The organism is Pseudomonas fontis, assembly GCF_028656955.1.
Lineage (GTDB): Bacteria > Pseudomonadota > Gammaproteobacteria > Pseudomonadales > Pseudomonadaceae > Aquipseudomonas > Aquipseudomonas fontis.
Genome location: NZ_JAMDGY010000027.1, coordinates 167,540 through 186,828, shown reverse-complemented (window position 1 = coordinate 186,828; position 19,289 = coordinate 167,540). Strand labels below are relative to the sequence as shown.

Sequence of the window (19,289 nt, the reverse complement as noted above, 5' to 3'; positions counted from 1 at the left end):
GGCCGGCTCCCACAGGGGGCATTACTCGAACATGAACAGCGTTTCGTTGCTGAACTGCGCAGCGAACTGGTTGGCTGGCATCGGCCGCCCGAACAGGTAACCCTGCACTTCATCGCAGCCATGCTCGCGCAGGAACTCCAGTTGCTCATGGGTTTCCACACCCTCGGCGATCACCGCCAGGTTCAGGCTGTGGGCCATGGCAATGATCGCCCGGGCGATCTGCGCATCCTGCTCGCCCGCAGGCAAGCCATCGACGAAGGTCCGGTCAATTTTCAGCACATCGATCGGGAACTGCTTGAGGTAGTTCAGCGACGAATAGCCCGTGCCAAAGTCATCAACGGCAATGCTCAAACCGAGGTTCTTCAGGCTGTCGAGGATCACCATCGCCTCGTTGACCTCGCGCATCAGGATGCTCTCGGTCAGCTCCAGCTCCAGGCACGCCGGCGGCAGGCCGGTCTCCTTGAGGATGTTGGCGATCCGCGTGCCCAGCTGACCATCGGAGAACTGCCGCGCCGAGATGTTCACCGAGACCTTCGGCACCCGCACCTTGGCCTGGTGCCAGGCCTTGAGCTGACGGCTCGCCTCGGCAATCACCCAGTCGCCCACATCGACCACCAGGCCCAGTTCCTCGATCACCGGGATGAAGTCCCCCGGCGGCACCAGCCCGCGCTGTGGATGGCGCCAGCGCAGCAGCGCCTCGGCGCCGGTCAGGCGCTTGCCATCACCGCTGAACTGCGGCTGGTAATAGAGGATGAACTCGTTCTGCTCCAGGGCATGGCGCAGGTCGCTCTCCAGCTCCAGGCGTTCCAGGGCACTGGCGTTCATGTCCGCCTGGTAGAACTGGAAGTTGTTCTTGCCGCGCTCTTTGGCGTGGTACATCGCCGTGTCAGCGTTCTTCATCAGCTGGCTCAGCTCGCCGCCATCCTGCGGGCTGAGGGCGATGCCGATACTGGCGGTGACAAAGAACTCGCGGTTCTCCAGCACGAACGGGCGCACCAGGCTGCCGAGAATCTGTTCGGCAACGTGGATGGCACGGTTGAGCGCCATTTCGCGGGTCGCCCGTGGTTGCAGCAGCAAGGTGAATTCGTCGCCACCCATGCGTGCCACGGTGTCGTCGTCATCGACGCAGTCGAGCAAGCGCTCGGCCATGTCCTTGAGCATGCGGTCGCCGGCGGCGTGGCCCAGGGAGTCGTTGATCGGCTTGAAACGGTCGAGGTCGAGGAACATCAGCACTACCCAGGCCTTCTGCCGTTCGGCCTGTTGCAGCGCGGTGTGCAGGCGGTCCTGGAACAGCGTGCGGTTAGGCAGGTGGGTCAGGGCGTCGTAGTAGGCCAGGCGGTGAATGCGTTGTTCGCTGGCCTTGCGCTCGCTGATGTCGGTGAAGAAGCACACGTAGCTGGCCAGGTCGCCCTCGTCGTCGAACACCGCAGTGATGCCGACCCACGCCGGGTAGTGCTCGCCACTGCGACGCTTGAGCCAGACTTCGCCTTCCCAGGTGCCGCGCTGATGCAACTGCTTGAGCACATAGTGCAGGTGCGCTTCCTGCTGCTCGTCGACGGTGAGCATGCTCGGCAACTGGTCGAGCACGTCGCTGACCGCATAGCCGCTGACCCGGCTGAACGCCTCGTTGGCCTGCACGATGTAGCCGGCCGGGTCGGTGATGAGGATGGCCGAGGTCGAGTGCTCGAACACCGTGGCGGCCATGCGCAGGTCTTTCTCGGCGCGGCGCTGCTGGCTGATGTCGCGGCCGACGCCGAGGATGCCTTCGAAATGATTGTGCTCATCCCACACCAGCACCAGGCGCAGTTCGATGGGGATCTTGCGGCCATCGGCGCGCAGGCAGTCGAACAGGAACAACTGGGTCGGCACCTCGGTGCGCAGTTTTTCCAGCTGGCAGTTATCACCCAGGGCGCGGTTGACGCGCTCGACCAGGCTGTACAGGCCGGTCAGTTGCGCCGGGTTGGCAATCGTCGATTGCCAGCCATTGTCGAAAATCCAGTCCACGCCATAGCCCAGTACCGCGTGCACCGAGGGGCTGACGTAGTTCAGTTGCAGGTGGTCGTCGGTGGAGAAGATTACGTCGCTGATACTTTCGGCGAGCATGCGGTAGCGTTTCTCGCTGTCGCGCAGCGATTCGCTGGCCTCGATCTGCTCGGTGACGTCCTTGGCCACGCCGATGATCCGCGTCACATGCCCGGCGTGGTCACGGGTCAGGGCCTGCTCGCGAATGTCATAGCGGCGCCAGCGCTGGTCTTTGTGACGGAAGCGCAGTTGGCAATGCAACTGCTCGATGTAGAAGCTCTGACGCTGCTCCAGGCGCATGCGCTGATACAGCTCGGCGTCCTCCGGGTGCAGCAGGACCTCCCAGAAATACTCGCCCATGTTCGACAGCTCGTCGACCGTGTAGCCCAGGGTATGGCCGAAGTGGCGGTTGCTGAAGATCATGCGGCGGGTGTGTACGTCCTGCACATACAGCTGGTCGGGCACGGTGCGGATCACGTCCGACCAGAAGCCCTCGCGCTCGAGCAACGACAGTTCGACCTGCTTGCGGCTGGTGATGTCGCTGATGCTGAGGATCACCGCGTGATAGTCGCGGTGGTCCCGCGGCAAGCGCACCACCAGCCACAGGTGCAGGTCCTGGCCGTGTTCGTTGCTCAGGCGTAGTTCCAGCTCCAGCTGGTGCTGGTTCTCCAGCACCGCCTCGACCAGTTGCAGGCCGATCCCGGCGCCATCGGTCGAACCACTTTCCACCAGGCGTTGCCACGCCGTTTCGCAGCATTTGACGCCCAGCAGTTGCAGGGCCATCTGGTTCACTTCGGTGATTTTCAGCTCTTGCAGCAAGGCCGCGCGAAGCTGGTCATCCTGGGCCAGGCGTTGTGCCAGGTCATCGCGGTTGCGCAGGCGTTGGCGATCGAGCAGGGCGCCCAGGCCCGACAGGTCGAGCACGCACAGGGCAACACCGGTGCCTTCGAAGATATCGTGATAACGCCGGCGCCCTTCCTGCAAGGCACGATGGCGGCGGCGCATGCTGACCAGCGCGAGCAGTGGCAGCAGGGCACAGACCAGCCCCAGCACACACTTGGTGATCAGCGCCGGGAGCAGTTGCTGGCGGCTGTGCCTGGCGTCAAACAGGCCGCGCAGTTGCCAGTCGCTGTTGTCCAGGTAGGTCAGCATCACGCTTTGCAACTGGTCGGTGTCGGTGCTGCTCGCCCGCAGCCGGCCATGCTCGCTGATGATCTCGGCGGTGCGGCTGTTTTCCAGCAGCCACAGTGGGTGCGACGGGTGCTCTAGGCGGTCGGCCAGTTCGGCGTAGTACGCCGGGGCCAGGCGCAGCAGCCAGAAGCCGGCGCTGTCGGGCTGGCGCAGCAGCAGGTAGATGTAGCTGTTGTCGCTGGCGTTGCTGAAGTAGAAGGCGTGCTGCCCAGCCTCGCGCAGCAGCTCGTCGAACGCGGCGCTGTCCGGGCTGTTGGCGAGGCTGTCGCGTTGCACCTGGGCATTGCCGTCAAGCCAGGCCAGGCTTTGCAGTGCCGGCAGCTTTTTCTGTAGTTGGGCGAGTAGCGCTGGCAGTGCCTCGACGCGGGGAGCCTCGACGTACGGCCCCAGCTGGTTGAGCGCTTGCTGGGCCTTGAGCGCCATCTTCAGGTTGAGATGGTCGGCCAGTTCGGCGCTGGCATCCACGCTGTGTTGGCGGCGGTCGGCCAGTGTGTGACGGAATTGATCGAGCAACTGCCAGAACAGCAGGGCGAGCAGCAGCAACACCAGGATGGCCAAGGCCCCTTTCAATGAGCCGCGCAAGGGCGAACCAGACGCAGCAGAGGCATTGCGCAAGGATGACGGCTGAGTGAGATTGGTCAAACGGTGATCCTGCGGTATGGCTGGCTGTGGCAGGCACTTGCTGCACAGGGCAGATGCCGACTACGTAGGCGACGGTCCAGTTGCGCACTATAAGCCGACACCCGAAGGGCGGCTAGCATGCCTTGAAGCGTATCAAAGTGCCAGCACTGTTCGTCGCCGCTCTGTTGCTGGCTTCGTGGCACAGTCAGTCGGCATCCACGGTCAACGTGTGCGAAAATGCCGCCGCGTTTTTACAAAGCTTTGGAGATGTACGGTTTGGTTACACACTACTCGATGAATGGTAGCGACTCTGCATGCGGTCGCACTTCCCCGTCCCTGGCAAGCACCCAGGACACTGACAAGGTTTCCTGCAAGTCCTGCCAGCGCTCGCTGGTCAAGCCTGCGGCGGCACCGGCCAAGAAGACCCCGTCGCTGGCCGACCTGCGTAAAAAGCCCGCCGCCCCGGCGAGCCGTTTCTGCGTCAAGGCCCACTGGCGTGTGCACCTGAGCGCGCTGCCCAACCTATGCCGCCTGCCACGCGGTGTTGCCGGGCAAGTTCACGTCTGATCCAGGCGAACGCTGCAGCCTGCCCCTGGCGTGGCGCGATGCCGACGCGCCGGGGGCTTCCCCTCCTGTGATCAGTCCATCTGCGCAAACAATCGTCTTGACGTAGAATGGTCGACTTTGTTCATTGACACTTCGTAAACACATCGCCGACCCCGCGTATTCACCATCGCCGATAGCCGCCGTTTAGCCGGGTATCAGGGGTTTTCGCCGCTGTTTTACACTTCTATAGAGGGCTTGGTTTTGGCTCAATACGTCTACACCATGCATCGGCTGAGCAAAGTTGTTCCGCCGAAGCGGGAAATCCTGAAGAACATCTCCCTGTCGTTCTTCCCGGGCGCCAAGATTGGCGTGCTCGGCTTGAACGGTTCGGGTAAATCGACCCTGCTGAAAATCATGGCGGGCGTCGACAAGGAGTTCGACGGCGAAGCACGGCCGATGCCGGAGCTGAACGTCGGCTACCTGCCGCAAGAGCCGCAACTGGACCCGACCAAGACCGTGCGTGAAGTGGTCGAAGAAGCGGTCAGCGTGATCAAGAACGCCCAGGCGCGCCTGGACGAGGTCTACGCGGCCTACGCCGAACCGGATGCCGACTTCGACAAGCTGGCGGCCGAACAGGCCAAGCTCGAAGCCATCCTGCAAGCCAGCGACGGCCACAACCTCGAGCGTCAGCTGGAAGTTGCCGCCGATGCGTTGCGTCTGCCGGCCTGGGACGCCAAGGTCGAACACCTCTCCGGTGGTGAGAAGCGTCGTGTGGCCCTGTGCCGCCTGCTGCTGTCGGCCCCGGACATGCTCCTGCTCGACGAACCAACCAACCACCTGGACGCCGACTCCGTCGCCTGGCTGGAACACTTCCTCCACGATTTCCCGGGCACCGTTGTGGCGATTACCCACGACCGGTACTTCCTGGACAACGTCGCGGGCTGGATCCTCGAACTCGACCGCGGCGCCGGTATCCCGTACGAGGGCAACTATTCGGGTTGGCTGGAAGCCAAGTCCGATCGTCTGGCCCAGGAATCCAAGCAGCAGTCGGCCCATGAAAAGGCCATGAAGGAAGAGCTGGAGTGGGTGCGCAAAGGCGCCAAGGCCCGCCAGTCGAAATCCAAGGCTCGTCTGCAACGCTTCGAAGAGATGCAGTCGCAGGAATTCCAGAAGCGCAGCGAGACCAACGAGATCTACATCCCGGCCGGTCCACGCCTGGGCGACAAGGTCATCGAGTTCAAGAACGTCTCCAAGGGCTATGGCGATCGCGTGCTGATCGACAACCTGTCGTTCGCCATGCCTAAAGGCGCCATCGTCGGCGTGATCGGCGGCAACGGTGCCGGTAAGTCGACCCTGTTCCGCATGCTGATGGGCAAAGAGCAGCCGGACTCCGGCAGCATCGAGATCGGTGACACCGTGCAACTGGCGTGCGTCGACCAGAGCCGTGACGACCTGGACGGCAACAAGACCGTATTCCAGCAGATCTCCGATGGTTCCGACCAACTGCGTATCGGCAACTACGAGATCCCGTCGCGTACCTATGTGGGCCGCTTCAACTTCAAGGGTGGCGACCAGCAGAAGTTCGTCAAGGACCTCTCCGGTGGTGAGCGTGGCCGTCTGCACCTGGCGCTGACCCTGAAAGAGGGCGCCAACGTGCTGCTGCTCGACGAACCGTCGAACGACCTGGACGTTGAAACCCTGCGTTCGCTGGAGGAAGCCCTGCTGGACTTCCCGGGCGCCGCCATTGTGATCTCTCACGATCGCTGGTTCCTGGACCGCGTCGCGACCCACATCCTGGCGTACGAAGATGACTCGCAAGCGGTGTTCTTCGAAGGCAACTACACCGAGTACGAAGCCGATCGCAAGAAGCGCCTGGGCGAAGCGGCTGCACAGCCGCACCGCGTACGGCACAAGAAACTGGCATAAACCTTCGGGTTTTTGCACTGAAACGGGGCCTTCGGGTCCCGTTTTTTTTGTCTCGGATTTGTGTTGGATTCATCGCCGGCAAGGCCGGCTCCCACAGGTTTACTGACGTTCTCTGTGGGAGCCGGCGTTGCCGGCGATGACCTTGAAACTGTATACAGTTATAGAAACGCACCATTTAATTTCATAAAAACGACATTCCGCCCTGTTCCAGTGCGACCGGTTCTTGTTAAAGTCCCGAAAAAACCAAAAAAGTCTAAATCTCTCTGGTGAATGTCTATGATCGAATCCGTCGAACATTTCCTTGCGCGGCTCAAACAGCGCGACCCTGCCCAACCCGAATTCCACCAGGCAGTAGAAGAGGTGTTGCGTAGCCTCTGGCCCTTCCTCGAAGCCAACCCCCATTACCTCCAGGCCGGTATCCTCGAACGCATGGTCGAGCCCGAGCGGGCCATCCTGTTCCGGGTTTCCTGGGTCGACGATCAGGGCAAGGTCCAGGTCAACCGCGGCTACCGCATCCAGATGAGCAGCGCCATCGGCCCGTACAAGGGCGGTCTGCGCTTCCACCCGTCGGTCAACCTCGGCGTGTTGAAATTCCTGGCCTTCGAGCAAGTGTTCAAGAACTCCCTGACCTCGTTGCCCATGGGCGGCGGCAAGGGCGGCTCGGACTTCGATCCGAAGGGCAAGAGCGATGCGGAAGTCATGCGCTTCTGCCAGGCCTTCATGAGCGAGCTGTACCGCCACATCGGCGCTGACCTTGACGTGCCGGCCGGTGACATCGGCGTGGGTGCGCGTGAGATCGGCTTCATGTTCGGCCAGTACAAGCGCCTGGCCAACCAGTTCACCTCGGTACTGACCGGCAAGGGCATGAACTACGGCGGCAGCCTGATTCGCCCGGAAGCCACCGGCTACGGCTGTGTGTACTTCGCCGAAGAAATGCTCAAGCGCCAGGGCCAGCGCATCGACGGTCGCCGGGTGGCGATCTCCGGTTCTGGCAACGTCGCCCAGTACGCCGCACGCAAGGTCATGGACCTGGGCGGCAAGGTCATTTCGCTGTCCGACTCCGAAGGCACCCTGTACTGCGAAGCCGGCCTGAACGATGAGCAGTGGGACGCGCTGATGGAGCTGAAGAACGTCAAGCGCGGCCGTATCAGCGAACTGGCCGGGCGCTTTGGCCTGGAGTTCCGCAAAGACCAGACGCCATGGAGCCTGGTGTGCGACATCGCCCTGCCGTGCGCCACGCAGAACGAGCTGAACGACGAAGACGCCCGCACCTTGCTGCGCAACGGCTGCATCTGCGTAGCCGAAGGGGCGAACATGCCGACCACGCTGGAGGCTGTGGATATCTTCATCGAGGCCGGCATCCTGTTTGCCCCGGGCAAGGCATCGAACGCCGGTGGCGTGGCGGTGAGTGGCCTGGAGATGTCGCAGAACGCCATGCGTCTGCTGTGGACCGCCGGTGAAGTGGACAGCAAACTGCACAACATCATGCAGTCGATCCACCACGCGTGCGTGCACTACGGCGAAGAGAACGGCCGTATCAACTACGTCAAAGGCGCCAACATCGCCGGCTTCGTCAAAGTAGCCGACGCCATGCTGGCCCAGGGCGTGGTCTAAGCCTGCGCCTCGATGGCGACGACCTCGATCAGTTGATCGCCCGCCGGTCGTCGCCACAGCACCTCGTCACCGGGGCCTGCACCCAGCAGGGCCCGGCCGAGTGGTGAACCCCAGTTGATCAAGCCATTGGCCGCATAGGCCTGGTCTTCACCGACCAGCTGGATGCTGTGCGCGTTGCCTTCCCCGTCGATGTAGTGAACCGTGCTGCCGATCTGCACCTTGTCGGTGGATGTGGCCGGGGCGACCACCTGGGCGCTTTGCACGCGGGCACTGAAGTAACGCAGGTCGCGTTCTATTTCGGCGAGCTGCTGCTTGTCGGCCTGTTCGCCCTGGGCGAGCAGGGCGCTGCGCTGCCCGTCGAGTTCGCTCAGGCGCTCGTGCAGCTGTGTCAGGCCACGGGCGGTGACGTAGTTGGGTTGTTCGCTGACCCGGCGCTCCACCGGCTGGTTGGCCTGGGCGGCGGCCTGGTCTTCGTTGACGAATGCTCGGCTCATGGGCGGCCTCCTTTCAGGGCAGACCATGCTGGCAGGCAAAACGTTCGCCTGGCGGTCTGGTTGCGACCTAGTTGGGTCGATAGGCGCGGGCGGCGTCGCGGTCTTTCTCCTGTTGCCATTGTTCGTCTCGCTGGTCCCAGTGGCGGGCGCGGTAGTCTTGCTGGTCGCGGTTTTCCTGCATGGCCTGGCATTGGCGAAAACCATCGTCCCAACCGGATTCGTACTGGCGGTTGTGCAGGTAGCGGGGGACGTCCTTGCGAAACTCGCCAGCCATCACGCCGGCCGCCTGGCGACCACTGCCGCAACCGTCCTGGAAGCCATCGGCGTAGGCGGGGGGGTAGCCCTGATCGATCAACTGATCGTGGGTTGACTGGCAACCCGCGAGTAACACCATGACTGCCAACACCCAACCGCGCATGCTCAGACTCTCCACGAACTGTGGACAAGTCTAGGCGGGGAATTGTCGATGGGCTGTCAAAATCCGGTGAAGCACGCGGCAAACCTGTGGGAGCGGGCTGGTCCCACAGATATCACCTACAGCGGTCAGTAGTGATACCACTTCAATTCCAGCATCACCTCGTTCTGCGCGCTGGCCAACTGGCTGAACTCGCGCTTGGCACTCAGGCGCAGGCCCAGGCTGCGCGACAGCTCCCATTGCTGATTCAGGCTCAGGCTGCGGCGAATCTCGCCATTGGTGAAGTAGTCGCCCTTGGCTTCCAGCGTCAGGTTGCCCAGCCCGTTGCGCCACAACACTCCCGTATTGAACCCCGCTGCCGGTGAGATGAACTCGGCAAAATCATTGTTGTGCTCAGCCCGCACCGTGCCCAGGGCAAAGCCGAGCATTTCGTCCGCCAATTGCCAGGTGCCCCCGGCACCGCCATTCACATGGCTGACCAGCACTTCATCGTCGTGCTTGCCCAGCACGCGCTCCAGGCCGCCGGTCACTTGCCATGACAAGGGCTGCAGCAACTCGTTGCGCGGGGTCAGCGAGCGGATGGTTGCCAGGTCCAGGCGCTGCACCTGCCAGTCGTTGTTCTCGTACTGGCGCACCTTCAGTTGCAGGATCTCGATCTGCGCGCCCAGCGGGAAGCCATAGGCGTTGTCGTTGAGGTCGTGGTAGGCCATGCGCAGGCCGTACTCGGCAAAAGCCCGGTCTTCCCGCGTGCCTGCGCCCAACTGCCAGGTGCGCGACTCGTGGCCTTCTTCCGGCAGCCCCGGGCGCTCGATTTGCAGCGGTGGCGGCGGGTTGCGGTTGATCGCCCGCAACAGCTCAAAACTGCGCTGGGTGCGGGCCGGGTCGCGTTCCTGGCCATTGGCGCGGTAACGCTCCAGGCGGTACGCCGCGTCCTGCACCAGGGCTTGACGCGCCTTGGGCAGGGTGGTGAATTCAGCGCTGTTCAAGCGCGCCGTATCGGCGCTGAGCGCCAACACCTGTTGCTCCTCGGCCTTGTCCAGCGGCGCCGCGCGTTCCAGCAGCTCACGCTCACGCGAAGGTCGGTAGTCAGTGCGCTCCACCAAACCGGCCTGTTTCACCGCCTTTACGGTGTCGGTCGGGATGGCGGTGAGGGGGAATTGCGAGGTCAGGTCCAGGCTTGGCCGGGCGACCTGGAGCAGCTCCAGCAGGCGATACGAGCAGTTTTCGTCAAAGAAGAAGTAGTCGAACTGGATCTGCTTGAGCTCCCAGATATGTTCGACCATGCGCCCGGTTTCTGCCGGGGTGAGGTTCAGCCGGTATTCCCACAGGTCGCGGTTTTCCAGGCTGCGGTATTCGGCAAGTTTCTCCTGGTAGGGCACCAGCGCGAACAGGCCCGGATAGCCACCCATCAGGCCCTTCCAGGCATACAGGATGCTGTTGTCGTTGCCTTCGATGTAGGCGCCGAAGTTCACCGCATAGCTGAGCAGGGCGGTGTTGTCGCTCTGTACATCGGCCTGGTCGATACGCAGCAGGGTGTGCCCGAACATCGACGAGGGGCTGTTCAGGTACGCGGCCGGGAAGATCATCACCGCGCTGTGCGGCGAGACGTCCTTGAACCACTGGGTGTAGTCCTTGCACGCAAGCGTTGGCAGGTCGTTGAGCTGCAATTGCTCACGCAGCCAGCGGGTACGCGCGGGGAACACGCACTGGGCATGTTTTTCACCCAGGCTGGCCGGGGCATACAGGGCCTTCAGCGTGGCCTTGAGCTCACGGTCCGGGTGGTGCGCGCCATCAGCGTCGAGGAAGAACCGTGGGTCATCGACATAGCTGCGCCAACCACCGAGCTTGGCGGTTTCGTAATGCCCCAGGGAAATCCAATAGCGATCATTCGCCAACTGTTGCAGGCGGGCGTCATCGAGCAGGGGTGCAGCTTGCAGCGGGGCGCAGGCACACAGCGCCAGGTAGGCAAGGCGTTTGAGCATGTCGGGCAACTACGTCTGAATGATGCCGATAGAGGCGGAAAACTGCCCGCCCCCTCACAGGGGCGGGAGGTCGAGCTTAAGCCGGGGTGGCGTACTTGGCCAGGCGGGCGTCGGTTTTCAGCACGGCCAGGGTGTTGCTGTGGACATCTTCAGCCGTGACGTTGGCGGTCTTGAAGATTTCCTGGAAGTGCTGGTGGGTGACAGCGGCAAAGTGCGCGCGGTCTTCTGGTGCAACACCGAGTACCACGGCGTAGGTGGTCAGGGCTTCGCCCTGGCCTTGCGCCATGTCTTCGGAGAGTTCGTTCATCATGCCGTTCATGGCGAACCACGACTTGCCGCCGTAGGTCAGTGACGCGTTGGTCGAGCAGCCGTTGGTGCCCGAGGTCATGCCGAAGGTGGCGTTGCCGGAAGTGCCGTTGGTGGTAGAAGCGAGGAAGTGTGCCGGGGTGCCGCGTTGGCCCTCGAACAGCATGTTGCCCCAACCGCAGTCCGGGCCGCCTGGCGCTTGGGCCATGGCGTTGATCGATACCGCGGTGAACAGAGTACCCAGAAGAATCCGTTTCATAGCATTGTTCTCTTTCTGATGGTTCAAACCAAAGGTCAGGGTTTTCCGGCTTGGCTACAGGGCCGCTGCCAGAGGCGGGTTGGTTGTACACCCAGCCGCGCAGCTTGGAGTTTAGGCACGATCTAAGGGTTGCGTAATTAATTGCAAAACAATGCATGAAAAAATTGACGGGAAGCAGCTTTTCGACCCTGCTGCATAAAGCGTTCAAGAGCCTTGCAAGGCGCCTGTGCCCGGCGCCAGAATGCCGTCATCCGCCCCGCCGAAGTAAGGAAGCCCGATGCCCGATCCTGTCGCTGCGAGCCTGCGTCTTGCGCCAGAAGCGCTGACCCGGCCGTTTTCCGCCGAACAGTTCGCCTTTACCACCACCAATGATCTGGAGCCTTTTCGCGGTGTGCTTGGCCAGGAACGTGCCGTCGAAGCCTTGCAGTTCGGCGTCGCCATGCCACGTCCCGGGTACAACGTATTCGTCATGGGCGAGCCGGGTACCGGCCGCTTCTCCTTCGTCAAACGCTACCTGAAGGCCGAGGGCAAGCGCCTGCAGACCCCTTCGGACTGGCTCTACGTCAACAATTTCGAAGAGCCGCGCGAGCCCAAGGCCTTCGAGTTGCCGCCGGGCAGCGCCGGTGCGTTCACCGCCGATATCGGCGCCCTGATCGACAACCTGCTGGCCACCTTCCCGGCGGTGTTCGAACACCCGTCCTACCAGCAGAAGAAGAGCGCCATCGACCGCGCCTTCAACCAGCGTTACGACCGTGCCCTGGATGTGATCGAGCGCGCTTCGCTGGAGAAGGATGTGGCGCTGTACCGTGACAGCAGCAACGTCGCCTTCACCCCGATGGCCGATGGCAAGGCGCTGGATGAAGCCGAGTTTGCCCAGTTGCCGGAAGCCGAGCGCGAGCGCTTCCACGAGGATATCTCCGCGCTGGAAGAGCAGTTGAACGAAGAACTGGCCAGCTTGCCGCAGTGGAAACGCGAGTCGAACAACCAGCTGCGCCAGCTCAACGAAGAAACCATCACCCTGGCCTTGCAGCCATTGCTGGCGCCGCTGTCGGAGAAATACGCGGAAAACGCCGCGGTCTGCGCCTACCTGCAAGCCATGCAGGTCAACCTGCTGCGCACCCTGGTGGAGCAGTTGGTCGATGACAGCAAGACCGACGCCGTGGCGCGCAAGATGCTCGAAGAGCAATACGCGCCGAGCCTGGTGGTCGGCCATCACGTCAACGGCGGTGCGCCGGTGGTGTTCGAGCCGCACCCGACTTACGACAACCTGTTCGGCCGTATCGAATACAGCACCGACCAGGGCGCGCTATACACCACTTATCGCCAGCTACGCCCGGGTGCGCTGCACCGGGCCAATGGTGGCTTCCTGATCCTCGAAGCCGAAAAAATGCTTGGCGAGCCGTTCGTCTGGGATGCGCTCAAGCGTGCCCTGCAATCGCGCAAGCTGAAAATGGAATCGCCGCTGGGTGAGCTCGGCCGCCTGGCCACCGTGACCCTGACCCCGCAGATGATCCCGCTGCAGGTGAAGGTGGTGATCATCGGTGCGCGCCAGTTGTACTACGCACTGCAGGACCACGATCCGGACTTCCAGGAGATGTTCCGGGTGCTGGTGGACTTCGACGAAGAGATCCCCATGGTCGACGAGACCCTGGAGCAGTTCGCCCAGTTGCTCAAGACCCGCACCAGCGAGGAGGGCATGGCGCCGCTCAGCGCCGATGCGGTGGCACGCCTGGCCACTTACAGCGCGCGTCTGGCGGAGCACCAGGGGCGCCTTTCGGCGCGCATTGGCGACCTGTTCCAGCTGGTCAGCGAAGCGGACTTCATCCGCCACCTGGCCAATGACCAAATGACTGACGCCGGGCACATCGAGCGAGCGCTCAAGGCCAAGGCCACTCGCACCGGGCGCGTCTCGGCGCGGATCCTCGATGACATGCTCGCCGGGATCATCCTGATCGATACCGAAGGCGCGGCGGTCGGCAAGTGCAACGGCCTGACCGTGCTTGAGGTGGGCGATTCGGCGTTCGGCGTGCCGGCGCGGATTTCCGCCACGGTGTACCCGGGCGGCAGTGGCATCGTCGACATCGAGCGTGAGGTCAACCTCGGCCAGCCGATCCACTCCAAGGGCGTGATGATCCTCACCGGCTACCTGGGCAGCCGTTATGCCCAGGAATTCCCGTTGGCGATTTCCGCGAGCATCGCCCTGGAGCAGTCCTACGGTTACGTCGACGGCGACAGTGCGTCGCTGGGCGAGGCCTGCACCTTGATCTCGGCCTTGTCGAAAACACCGCTCAAGCAGTGCTTCGCGATCACCGGCTCGATCAACCAGTTTGGTGAAGTGCAGGCGGTGGGCGGGGTCAACGAGAAGATCGAAGGCTTCTTCCGCCTCTGCGAAGCGCGCGGCCTGACCGGGGAGCAGGGCGCGATCATTCCCAAGGCCAACGTCACCACCCTGATGCTCGATGAGCGGGTATTGCAGGCGGTGCGTGCCGGGCAGTTCCACGTCTATGCGGTGAGCCAGGCCGACGAGGCGCTGAGCCTGCTGGTCGGCGAGCCTGCCGGCGAGCCTGACGAGAATGGCGAGTTCCCCGAGGGCAGCGTCAACGCCCGCGTGGTCGAGCGGCTGCGGGTGATCGCCGAGATGATCAGCGAAGAAGACCTCAAGGAGGCCGAGAAGGAGCTGGCCGAACAGGCCCTGGCCCAGGTCAAGCCAAGCTGAGTTGAACCACCAGGGTGCCGAGCGGTCACGACCGTTCGGCGCCCGCTTGGCCACGACCGTTTGTCGCGGGTGGATTTCTTCTATCCTTCAAATCAAGGACAGCCGTTGATACAGGATTGAACCAGTTCCCATCGTGGGGGCTGAACACCGTTCCACCGAGGATCGTCGCCATGCCGCGCACCCTCAGCCTCACCCGTCAATGTCTGGGCCTGGTGACCCGCATTGAATGCAGTATTCGTCCCCTGGCCGGCGACAACGGCATGTGGACCCTGCTCTTCGCCGCCGGCATGGCTGGCGAACAACCCTCGGCAATCAAGGCCCAGGGCCCGTTCCACGGGCCTTACGTGGCAGAGTCTGTGCTCAGCGCGATTGTCGACAGCCTGACCTTGCACGGCTATCAGGTGGCCAACGACCCGCAGATCTGGTGCGTGCACTTGCAGGCCCAGTTGCGCCGGGTCAACGGTGAGCCGGTGCACCATGTGGGCGACTTCGAGTTCCACCCGGAAACCTGAATGGCTGGCAATGTGCCCGCTGCGCCAACGTGACGCGGGCTTTTTCTGTCACAGGTGGCTGGTATACTCGCGCTCGATTTTCCCGCCACCTGGTGATTTGCTCAATGGAACGCTTTATCGAAAATGCGATGTACGCCTCGCGCTGGCTGCTCGCACCGATCTACTTTGGCCTGTCGTTGGGCCTGCTGGCGCTGGCGCTGAAGTTCTTTCAAGAGATCTTCCATGTACTGCCGAACGTGTTCGCGCTGGCCGAAGCCGACCTGATCCTGGTCCTGCTGTCGCTGATCGACATGGCCCTGGTAGGCGGCCTGCTGGTGATGGTGATGATCTCCGGCTACGAGAACTTCGTCTCGCAACTGGACATCGACGAAGGCAAGGAAAAGCTCAGCTGGCTGGGCAAGATGGACTCTTCGTCGCTGAAGATGAAAGTCGCCGCCTCGATCGTGGCGATCTCCTCGATCCACCTGCTGCGCGTGTTCATGGATGCCCGCAACATCCAGACCGAATACCTGATGTGGTACGTGATCATCCACATGACCTTCGTGATCTCGGCCTTTGCCATGGGTTACCTGGATAAAGTGACCAAGCACTGATCGGCACCTCGACCATGGCACCTTGGCCGCCCGTCCGTTGCAAAACGGACGGGCGGTTGCGTTTATGCCTTGTGCTTTACCGGGGGCTGTACGAAAAATGAACGGTCGCTCGACTACTCCCGTAGTGAGGTACCTCCATGAACCTGCACGATCTGAACACCCAAGCCAGGGCTGGCCATGTCCAGGAACTCAACCTGATCGCCATCGAGGGCGGTGACTACCTGCTGGAGGCGCGTGTTCACGGCCGCCCCCACCCCTTGGCCGATGTTCGTGGCCGGCGCTTGCGCGCGCATTCGCTGGATGAAGCGCGGGGCTGGTTGCAGCGTCTGCCGGACATGCCGCTGAACCTGGTGCACTGGTCGGTACAGGATGAAATGTGCGGGATGAGTGGTACGCCGGAAGAAGACCTGAAAATGCCGATTTCGCGACGCTCAGCCTGGTAGAACGGCTAGCTGATCTGCTTTGCCGCAGTGTGCTAGTCTGCTCGCCCTTTTAATGAAGGGCGCGGTGTGATTGCGCCCTGCAGCGGAGCGAGACAATGTCCGAAATCAATCTGTCTACCGACGAAACCCGCGTGAGCTACGGCATCGGCCGTCAACTGGGTGGCCAACTGCGCGACAACCCACCACCGGGCGTTAGCCTGGACGCCATCCTGGCGGGCCTGACCGATGCCTTCAATGGCCAGGACAGCCGTGTCGGCGAAGAAGAGCTGTCGGCCAGCTTCAAAGTCATCCGTGACATCATGCAGGCTGAAGCTGCAGCCAAGGCTGAAGCCGCTGCCGGTGCTGGCAAGGAATTCCTGGTTGAGAACGCCAAGCGTGACGGCATCACCACCCTGGCGTCGGGCCTGCAGTTCGAAGTGCTGACCGCTGGTGAAGGCGCCAAGCCAAGCCGCGAAGACAGCGTGCGTACTCACTACCACGGCACCCTGATCGACGGCACTGTCTTCGACAGCTCCTACGAGCGCGGCCAGCCAGCCGAGTTCCCGGTCGGCGGCGTGATCGCTGGTTGGACCGAAGCGCTGCAACTGATGAATGCCGGTAGCAAATGGCGCCTGTACGTGCCGAGCGAGTTGGCTTACGGCGCCCAGGGCGTTGGCAGCATCCCGCCGCACAGCGTGCTGGTGTTCGACGTCGAGCTGCTGGACGTTCTGTAAGACCCTTCGGGGGAGGGCCTAGCGGCCCTCTTCGCCGGCAAGGCCGGCTCCCACAGATGTGCTGGGCACCCAGGCCTGTGGGAGCCGGCCTTGCCGGCGATGCTTTGCAGGGTTAGTGGAACCCGATCCCAGGGCGCAACGCCCGGGCATAGCAGAACAGGAACAGGTTCCTCACCAGCTCCTTGAGCACTATCGGCTCACTCGAATTCAATCCGTTCAGGTCCAGGTCACCCTGGTCGCGCAATTCATCGAGCGCGTCTTCTTCGAGCACAGCACAGACCTCGCCGGTCTCGCGGTGCAGAATTCTCAGGTAGGGATGCGGGCGGTCAAGCCAAGCGTCGATCAAATAAGTCATGGCTATTCTCCTTGGAAGCGTCCAATGAGAATAATTCTTATTATCAAAATAGCAAGTAACTATTGGTGATTTTTTGCTGAACGGTGTTCGGCAAATGTTGCAGTGTCTGTCGAGGCCGCGTGGCAGCCTCGACAAATCACGGGTCAGACCTTGCGGACGAACTCCGATTTCAGCTTCATCGGGCCGATGCCGTCGATCTTGCAGTCGATGTCGTGGTCGCCATCGCACAGGCGGATGTTCTTGACCTTGGTGCCGACCTTGACCACCAGCGAGGTGCCCTTGACCTTCAGGTCCTTGATCACGGTGATGGTGTCGCCGTCCTGCAGGACGTTGCCGACCGAGTCTTTCTTCACGGTTTCGTCGCTGGCCGCTTCTGCTTCACCGGCAGCGGACCACTCGTGGGCGCACTCGGGGCAGATCAGCTGAACGCCATCTTCATAGGTGTATTCGGAGTTGCATTTCGGGCAGGGTGGCAAAGTGCTCACTAAGGTTCCTCGGGGTGTGCGTACAGAAAGCCCACATTGTATAGGGTTTAGTGCGCAGGAGGAAAACCGGGCCCATCGAGCGATGGGCCGGGGTAGGGCATCAGTGCGTGCGGGCGACCGCGAACTCGCTGAGTTCGACCAGGGCGTCGCGGTATTCGCTGGCCGGCAGGGCGTCCAGGCAAGCGATGGCGCGGGCGACGTAGTCGCGGGCCATCTGTGCGGTGTACTCCAGGGCGCCGGCAGCTTCGACGGCGTTGCGGATGCTTTCGAGGTCTTCGATACCACCCTTCTGGATCGCCTGGCGCACCAGGGCGGCCTGTTCGGCGGTGCCTTCACGCATGGTGAAGATCAGCGGCAGGGTCGGCTTGCCTTCGGCCAGGTCGTCACCGACGTTCTTGCCCAGGGTTTCAGCGTCGCCCTTGTAGTCGAGCAGGTCGTCGACCAGTTGGAAGGCTACGCCCAGGTGATCGCCAAAGGTACGCAGCGCTTCGGTCTGCTCGGGCGTGGCGCCGGCCAGGGCCGCCGCACTGTGGGTCGAGGCTTCGAAGAGCATCGCGGTCTTGCCGCGGATGACGTCCATGTAGATCTCTTCGGTGGTGCTCGCATCGCGGATACGCGACAGCTGCAGCACTTCGCCCTCGGCGATTACCCGGGTGGCCTTGGAGAGGATCTGCATGACCGGCATCGAGCCCAGCTCGACCATCATTTCGAACGAGCGCGAATACAGGAAGTCGCCCACCAGCACGCTTGGCGCGTTGCCCCACAGGGCATTGGCGGTGGAGCGGCCACGGCGCATGCCGGACATGTCGACGACGTCGTCATGCAGCAAGGTGGCGGTGTGCAGGAACTCGATGGTGGCGGCCAGCAGGCGCAGGTCGTCGCCTTCGCGACCCAGGGCCTTGCCACACAGCAGCACCAGCAACGGGCGCAGACGCTTGCCCCCGGCCGAGGTAATATAGTCGCCGATCTTCGACACCAGCGGGACGCGCGAAGTCAGCTGTTTCTTGATGATCTCGTCAACGGCGCTGAAATCGTCCGCTACCGCGCGGTAGAAAGCTTGGGGTTGCATCGGCCACAGGTGCTCCATAAAGGTTGCGCGGCATGCTAGGTTGCGGGTCCCGGCCTGTCAAGGCGCACGGCCCGTGGGGTCAATCGACCCACTTGCAAGGTAAAGCTGCCTTGCGTACAATCGCGCACCCTGAACTTCCTGGGCAGCACCTGCCTTACGCAATTGCACTGGGCCGTTCCAGCCCTATGCAGCCATGCCAGCCAATACTCTTCCTATAAAGAGCTGGGTGAGCAGGATTATCGGAGAAATACACATGTACGCAGTAATTGTTACCGGTGGCAAGCAGTACAAAGTCGCCGAAGGTGAATACCTGAAGATCGAAAAACTGGAAATCGCCACTGGCGAATCCGTGACTTTCGACCGCGTTCTGTTGGTTGCCAATGGCGACGACGTGAACATCGGCGCCCCAGTCGTTGCTGGTGCCAAGGTTGTCGCTGAAGTGATCTCGCAAGGTCGTCACGACAAAGTGCGCATCATCAAGTTCCGCCGCCGTAAGCACCACATGAAGCGTATGGGCCACCGCCAGTGGTTCACCGAGATCAAAATCACCGGTATTCAGGCTTAATTTCAGCCTAATTCCTCACTAGGAGAATTGAACTCATGGCACACAAAAAAGCTGGTGGTAGTACCCGTAACGGTCGCGACTCAGAAGCCAAACGCCTTGGCGTGAAGATGTATGGCGGCCAGGCTATCATTCCTGGCAACATCATCGTGCGTCAGCGCGGCACCCAATTCCACGCTGGCTACGGCGTTGGCATGGGTAAAGATCACACCCTGTTCGCCAAGATCGCGGGTAAGATCAAGTTTGAAGTAAAAGGCGCCTTCGGTCGTCGCTACGTGAGCATCGTCGCGGCCTAATCGCGAAGACGCTGGAAAAGCCCTGTCTCGCGACGGGGCTTTTTCGTTTGTGGGGTGAGTCTCTTGCAAAACTGTTTGTATGGGCTGCGGGCGAGAGTGTTTCGTTTACGGGGCCGCCGCGCTCATTTTTGCAAGAGCCTTATGTCTTTGAGTCAATCAGCTCGTCCAA

General features: G+C 62.2%; 17 protein-coding genes and 1 pseudogene. 10 read left to right on the top strand and 8 right to left on the bottom strand.

Going from position 1 to position 19,289, the window contains the following annotated elements; all coding sequences use genetic code 11:
• Nucleotides 1-21: 21 nt before the first annotated feature.
• A pseudogene (locus M5G11_RS12600) lies at nt 22-3,162 on the bottom strand (EAL domain-containing protein); the annotation flags it as partial.
• Between the two features lie 948 nt (nt 3,163-4,110).
• On the opposite strand from M5G11_RS12600, the gene M5G11_RS12595 reads away from it, so the two are divergent.
• The 3 genes from M5G11_RS12595 (at nt 4,111) to gdhA (ending at nt 7,920) form a co-directional block, all read left to right on the top strand.
• Nucleotides 4,111-4,401 (top strand): hypothetical protein, encoded by a 291-nt coding sequence (locus M5G11_RS12595; protein WP_273911538.1) that lies wholly within the window; start codon nt 4,111-4,113, stop codon nt 4,399-4,401.
• A 240-nt stretch (nt 4,402-4,641) separates the two neighbouring features.
• The gene (gene ettA / locus M5G11_RS12590; protein WP_273911539.1) at nt 4,642-6,306 is read left to right on the top strand and encodes an energy-dependent translational throttle protein EttA; all 1,665 of its coding nucleotides are present in this window, start codon (nt 4,642-4,644) and stop codon (nt 6,304-6,306) included.
• A gap of 276 nt (nt 6,307-6,582) precedes the next feature.
• The gene (gdhA, locus tag M5G11_RS12585) at nt 6,583-7,920 is read left to right on the top strand and encodes an NADP-specific glutamate dehydrogenase (RefSeq protein ID WP_273911540.1); all 1,338 of its coding nucleotides are present in this window, start codon (nt 6,583-6,585) and stop codon (nt 7,918-7,920) included.
• On the opposite strand, the gene M5G11_RS12580 is transcribed toward gdhA, so the two are convergent.
• From M5G11_RS12580 to M5G11_RS12565, 4 genes are all read right to left on the bottom strand, one after another.
• Nucleotides 7,917-8,414, bottom strand: a complete 498-nt coding sequence (locus tag M5G11_RS12580) for a GreA/GreB family elongation factor (RefSeq protein WP_273911541.1) — start codon at nt 8,412-8,414, stop codon at nt 7,917-7,919. The two genes, gdhA and M5G11_RS12580, sit on opposite strands and share 4 nt — an antisense overlap.
• 67 nt (nt 8,415-8,481) lie before the next feature.
• Nucleotides 8,482-8,832, bottom strand: coding sequence for a hypothetical protein (locus M5G11_RS12575; protein ID WP_273911542.1), 351 nt, complete (start codon nt 8,830-8,832; stop codon nt 8,482-8,484).
• A gap of 125 nt (nt 8,833-8,957) precedes the next feature.
• Nucleotides 8,958-10,811 carry an Lnb N-terminal periplasmic domain-containing protein gene (locus M5G11_RS12570; protein ID WP_273911543.1) on the bottom strand — a complete coding sequence of 618 codons (1,854 nt, stop codon included), beginning with the start codon at nt 10,809-10,811 and terminating at the stop codon, nt 8,958-8,960.
• Between the two features lie 76 nt (nt 10,812-10,887).
• Entirely contained in the window at nt 10,888-11,376 is a 489-nt protein-coding gene (locus tag M5G11_RS12565) for a DUF3015 domain-containing protein (RefSeq protein ID WP_273911544.1), read from the bottom strand.
• 277 nt (nt 11,377-11,653) lie between these two features.
• Here M5G11_RS12565 and M5G11_RS12560 point away from each other — a divergent pair, with 277 nt between their 5' ends.
• From M5G11_RS12560 to M5G11_RS12540, 5 genes are all read left to right on the top strand, one after another.
• Nucleotides 11,654-14,092 carry a Lon protease family protein gene (locus M5G11_RS12560; protein ID WP_273911545.1) on the top strand — a complete coding sequence of 813 codons (2,439 nt, stop codon included), beginning with the start codon at nt 11,654-11,656 and terminating at the stop codon, nt 14,090-14,092.
• A 170-nt stretch (nt 14,093-14,262) separates the two neighbouring features.
• Complete coding sequence (locus tag M5G11_RS12555) at nt 14,263-14,604, top strand: PA4575 family protein (protein ID WP_273911546.1); 342 nt, start codon at nt 14,263-14,265, stop codon at nt 14,602-14,604.
• A gap of 104 nt (nt 14,605-14,708) precedes the next feature.
• Nucleotides 14,709-15,197, top strand: a complete 489-nt coding sequence (locus M5G11_RS12550; protein ID WP_273911547.1) for a TIGR00645 family protein — start codon at nt 14,709-14,711, stop codon at nt 15,195-15,197.
• A gap of 137 nt (nt 15,198-15,334) precedes the next feature.
• On the top strand, nt 15,335-15,640 hold the full coding sequence (locus tag M5G11_RS12545; protein ID WP_273911548.1) for a DUF6482 family protein: 306 nt from the start codon (nt 15,335-15,337) through the stop codon (nt 15,638-15,640).
• A 95-nt stretch (nt 15,641-15,735) separates the two neighbouring features.
• Nucleotides 15,736-16,353 (top strand): BamJ family beta-barrel-assembly machinery protein, encoded by a 618-nt coding sequence (locus M5G11_RS12540; protein WP_273911549.1) that lies wholly within the window; start codon nt 15,736-15,738, stop codon nt 16,351-16,353.
• 112 nt (nt 16,354-16,465) lie between these two features.
• Here the strand turns inward: M5G11_RS12540 and M5G11_RS12535 are convergent, their stop codons facing one another.
• From M5G11_RS12535 to M5G11_RS12525, 3 genes are all read right to left on the bottom strand, one after another.
• Entirely contained in the window at nt 16,466-16,708 is a 243-nt protein-coding gene (locus tag M5G11_RS12535) for a PA4570 family protein (protein ID WP_273911550.1), read from the bottom strand.
• 143 nt (nt 16,709-16,851) lie between these two features.
• Complete coding sequence (locus tag M5G11_RS12530) at nt 16,852-17,193, bottom strand: zinc ribbon domain-containing protein YjdM (protein WP_273911551.1); 342 nt, start codon at nt 17,191-17,193, stop codon at nt 16,852-16,854.
• A 100-nt stretch (nt 17,194-17,293) separates the two neighbouring features.
• Entirely contained in the window at nt 17,294-18,262 is a 969-nt protein-coding gene (locus M5G11_RS12525) for a polyprenyl synthetase family protein (RefSeq protein ID WP_273911552.1), read from the bottom strand.
• A 253-nt stretch (nt 18,263-18,515) separates the two neighbouring features.
• Between M5G11_RS12525 and rplU the strand changes: the two genes are divergently transcribed.
• Together rplU and rpmA are read left to right on the top strand one after the other, a co-directional pair.
• Nucleotides 18,516-18,827, top strand: a complete 312-nt coding sequence (gene rplU, locus M5G11_RS12520) for a 50S ribosomal protein L21 (RefSeq protein WP_273911553.1) — start codon at nt 18,516-18,518, stop codon at nt 18,825-18,827.
• Nucleotides 18,828-18,862: 35 nt separating this feature from the next.
• On the top strand, nt 18,863-19,120 hold the full coding sequence (rpmA, locus tag M5G11_RS12515; RefSeq protein ID WP_273911554.1) for a 50S ribosomal protein L27: 258 nt from the start codon (nt 18,863-18,865) through the stop codon (nt 19,118-19,120).
• Nucleotides 19,121-19,289: the final 169 nt, after the last annotated feature.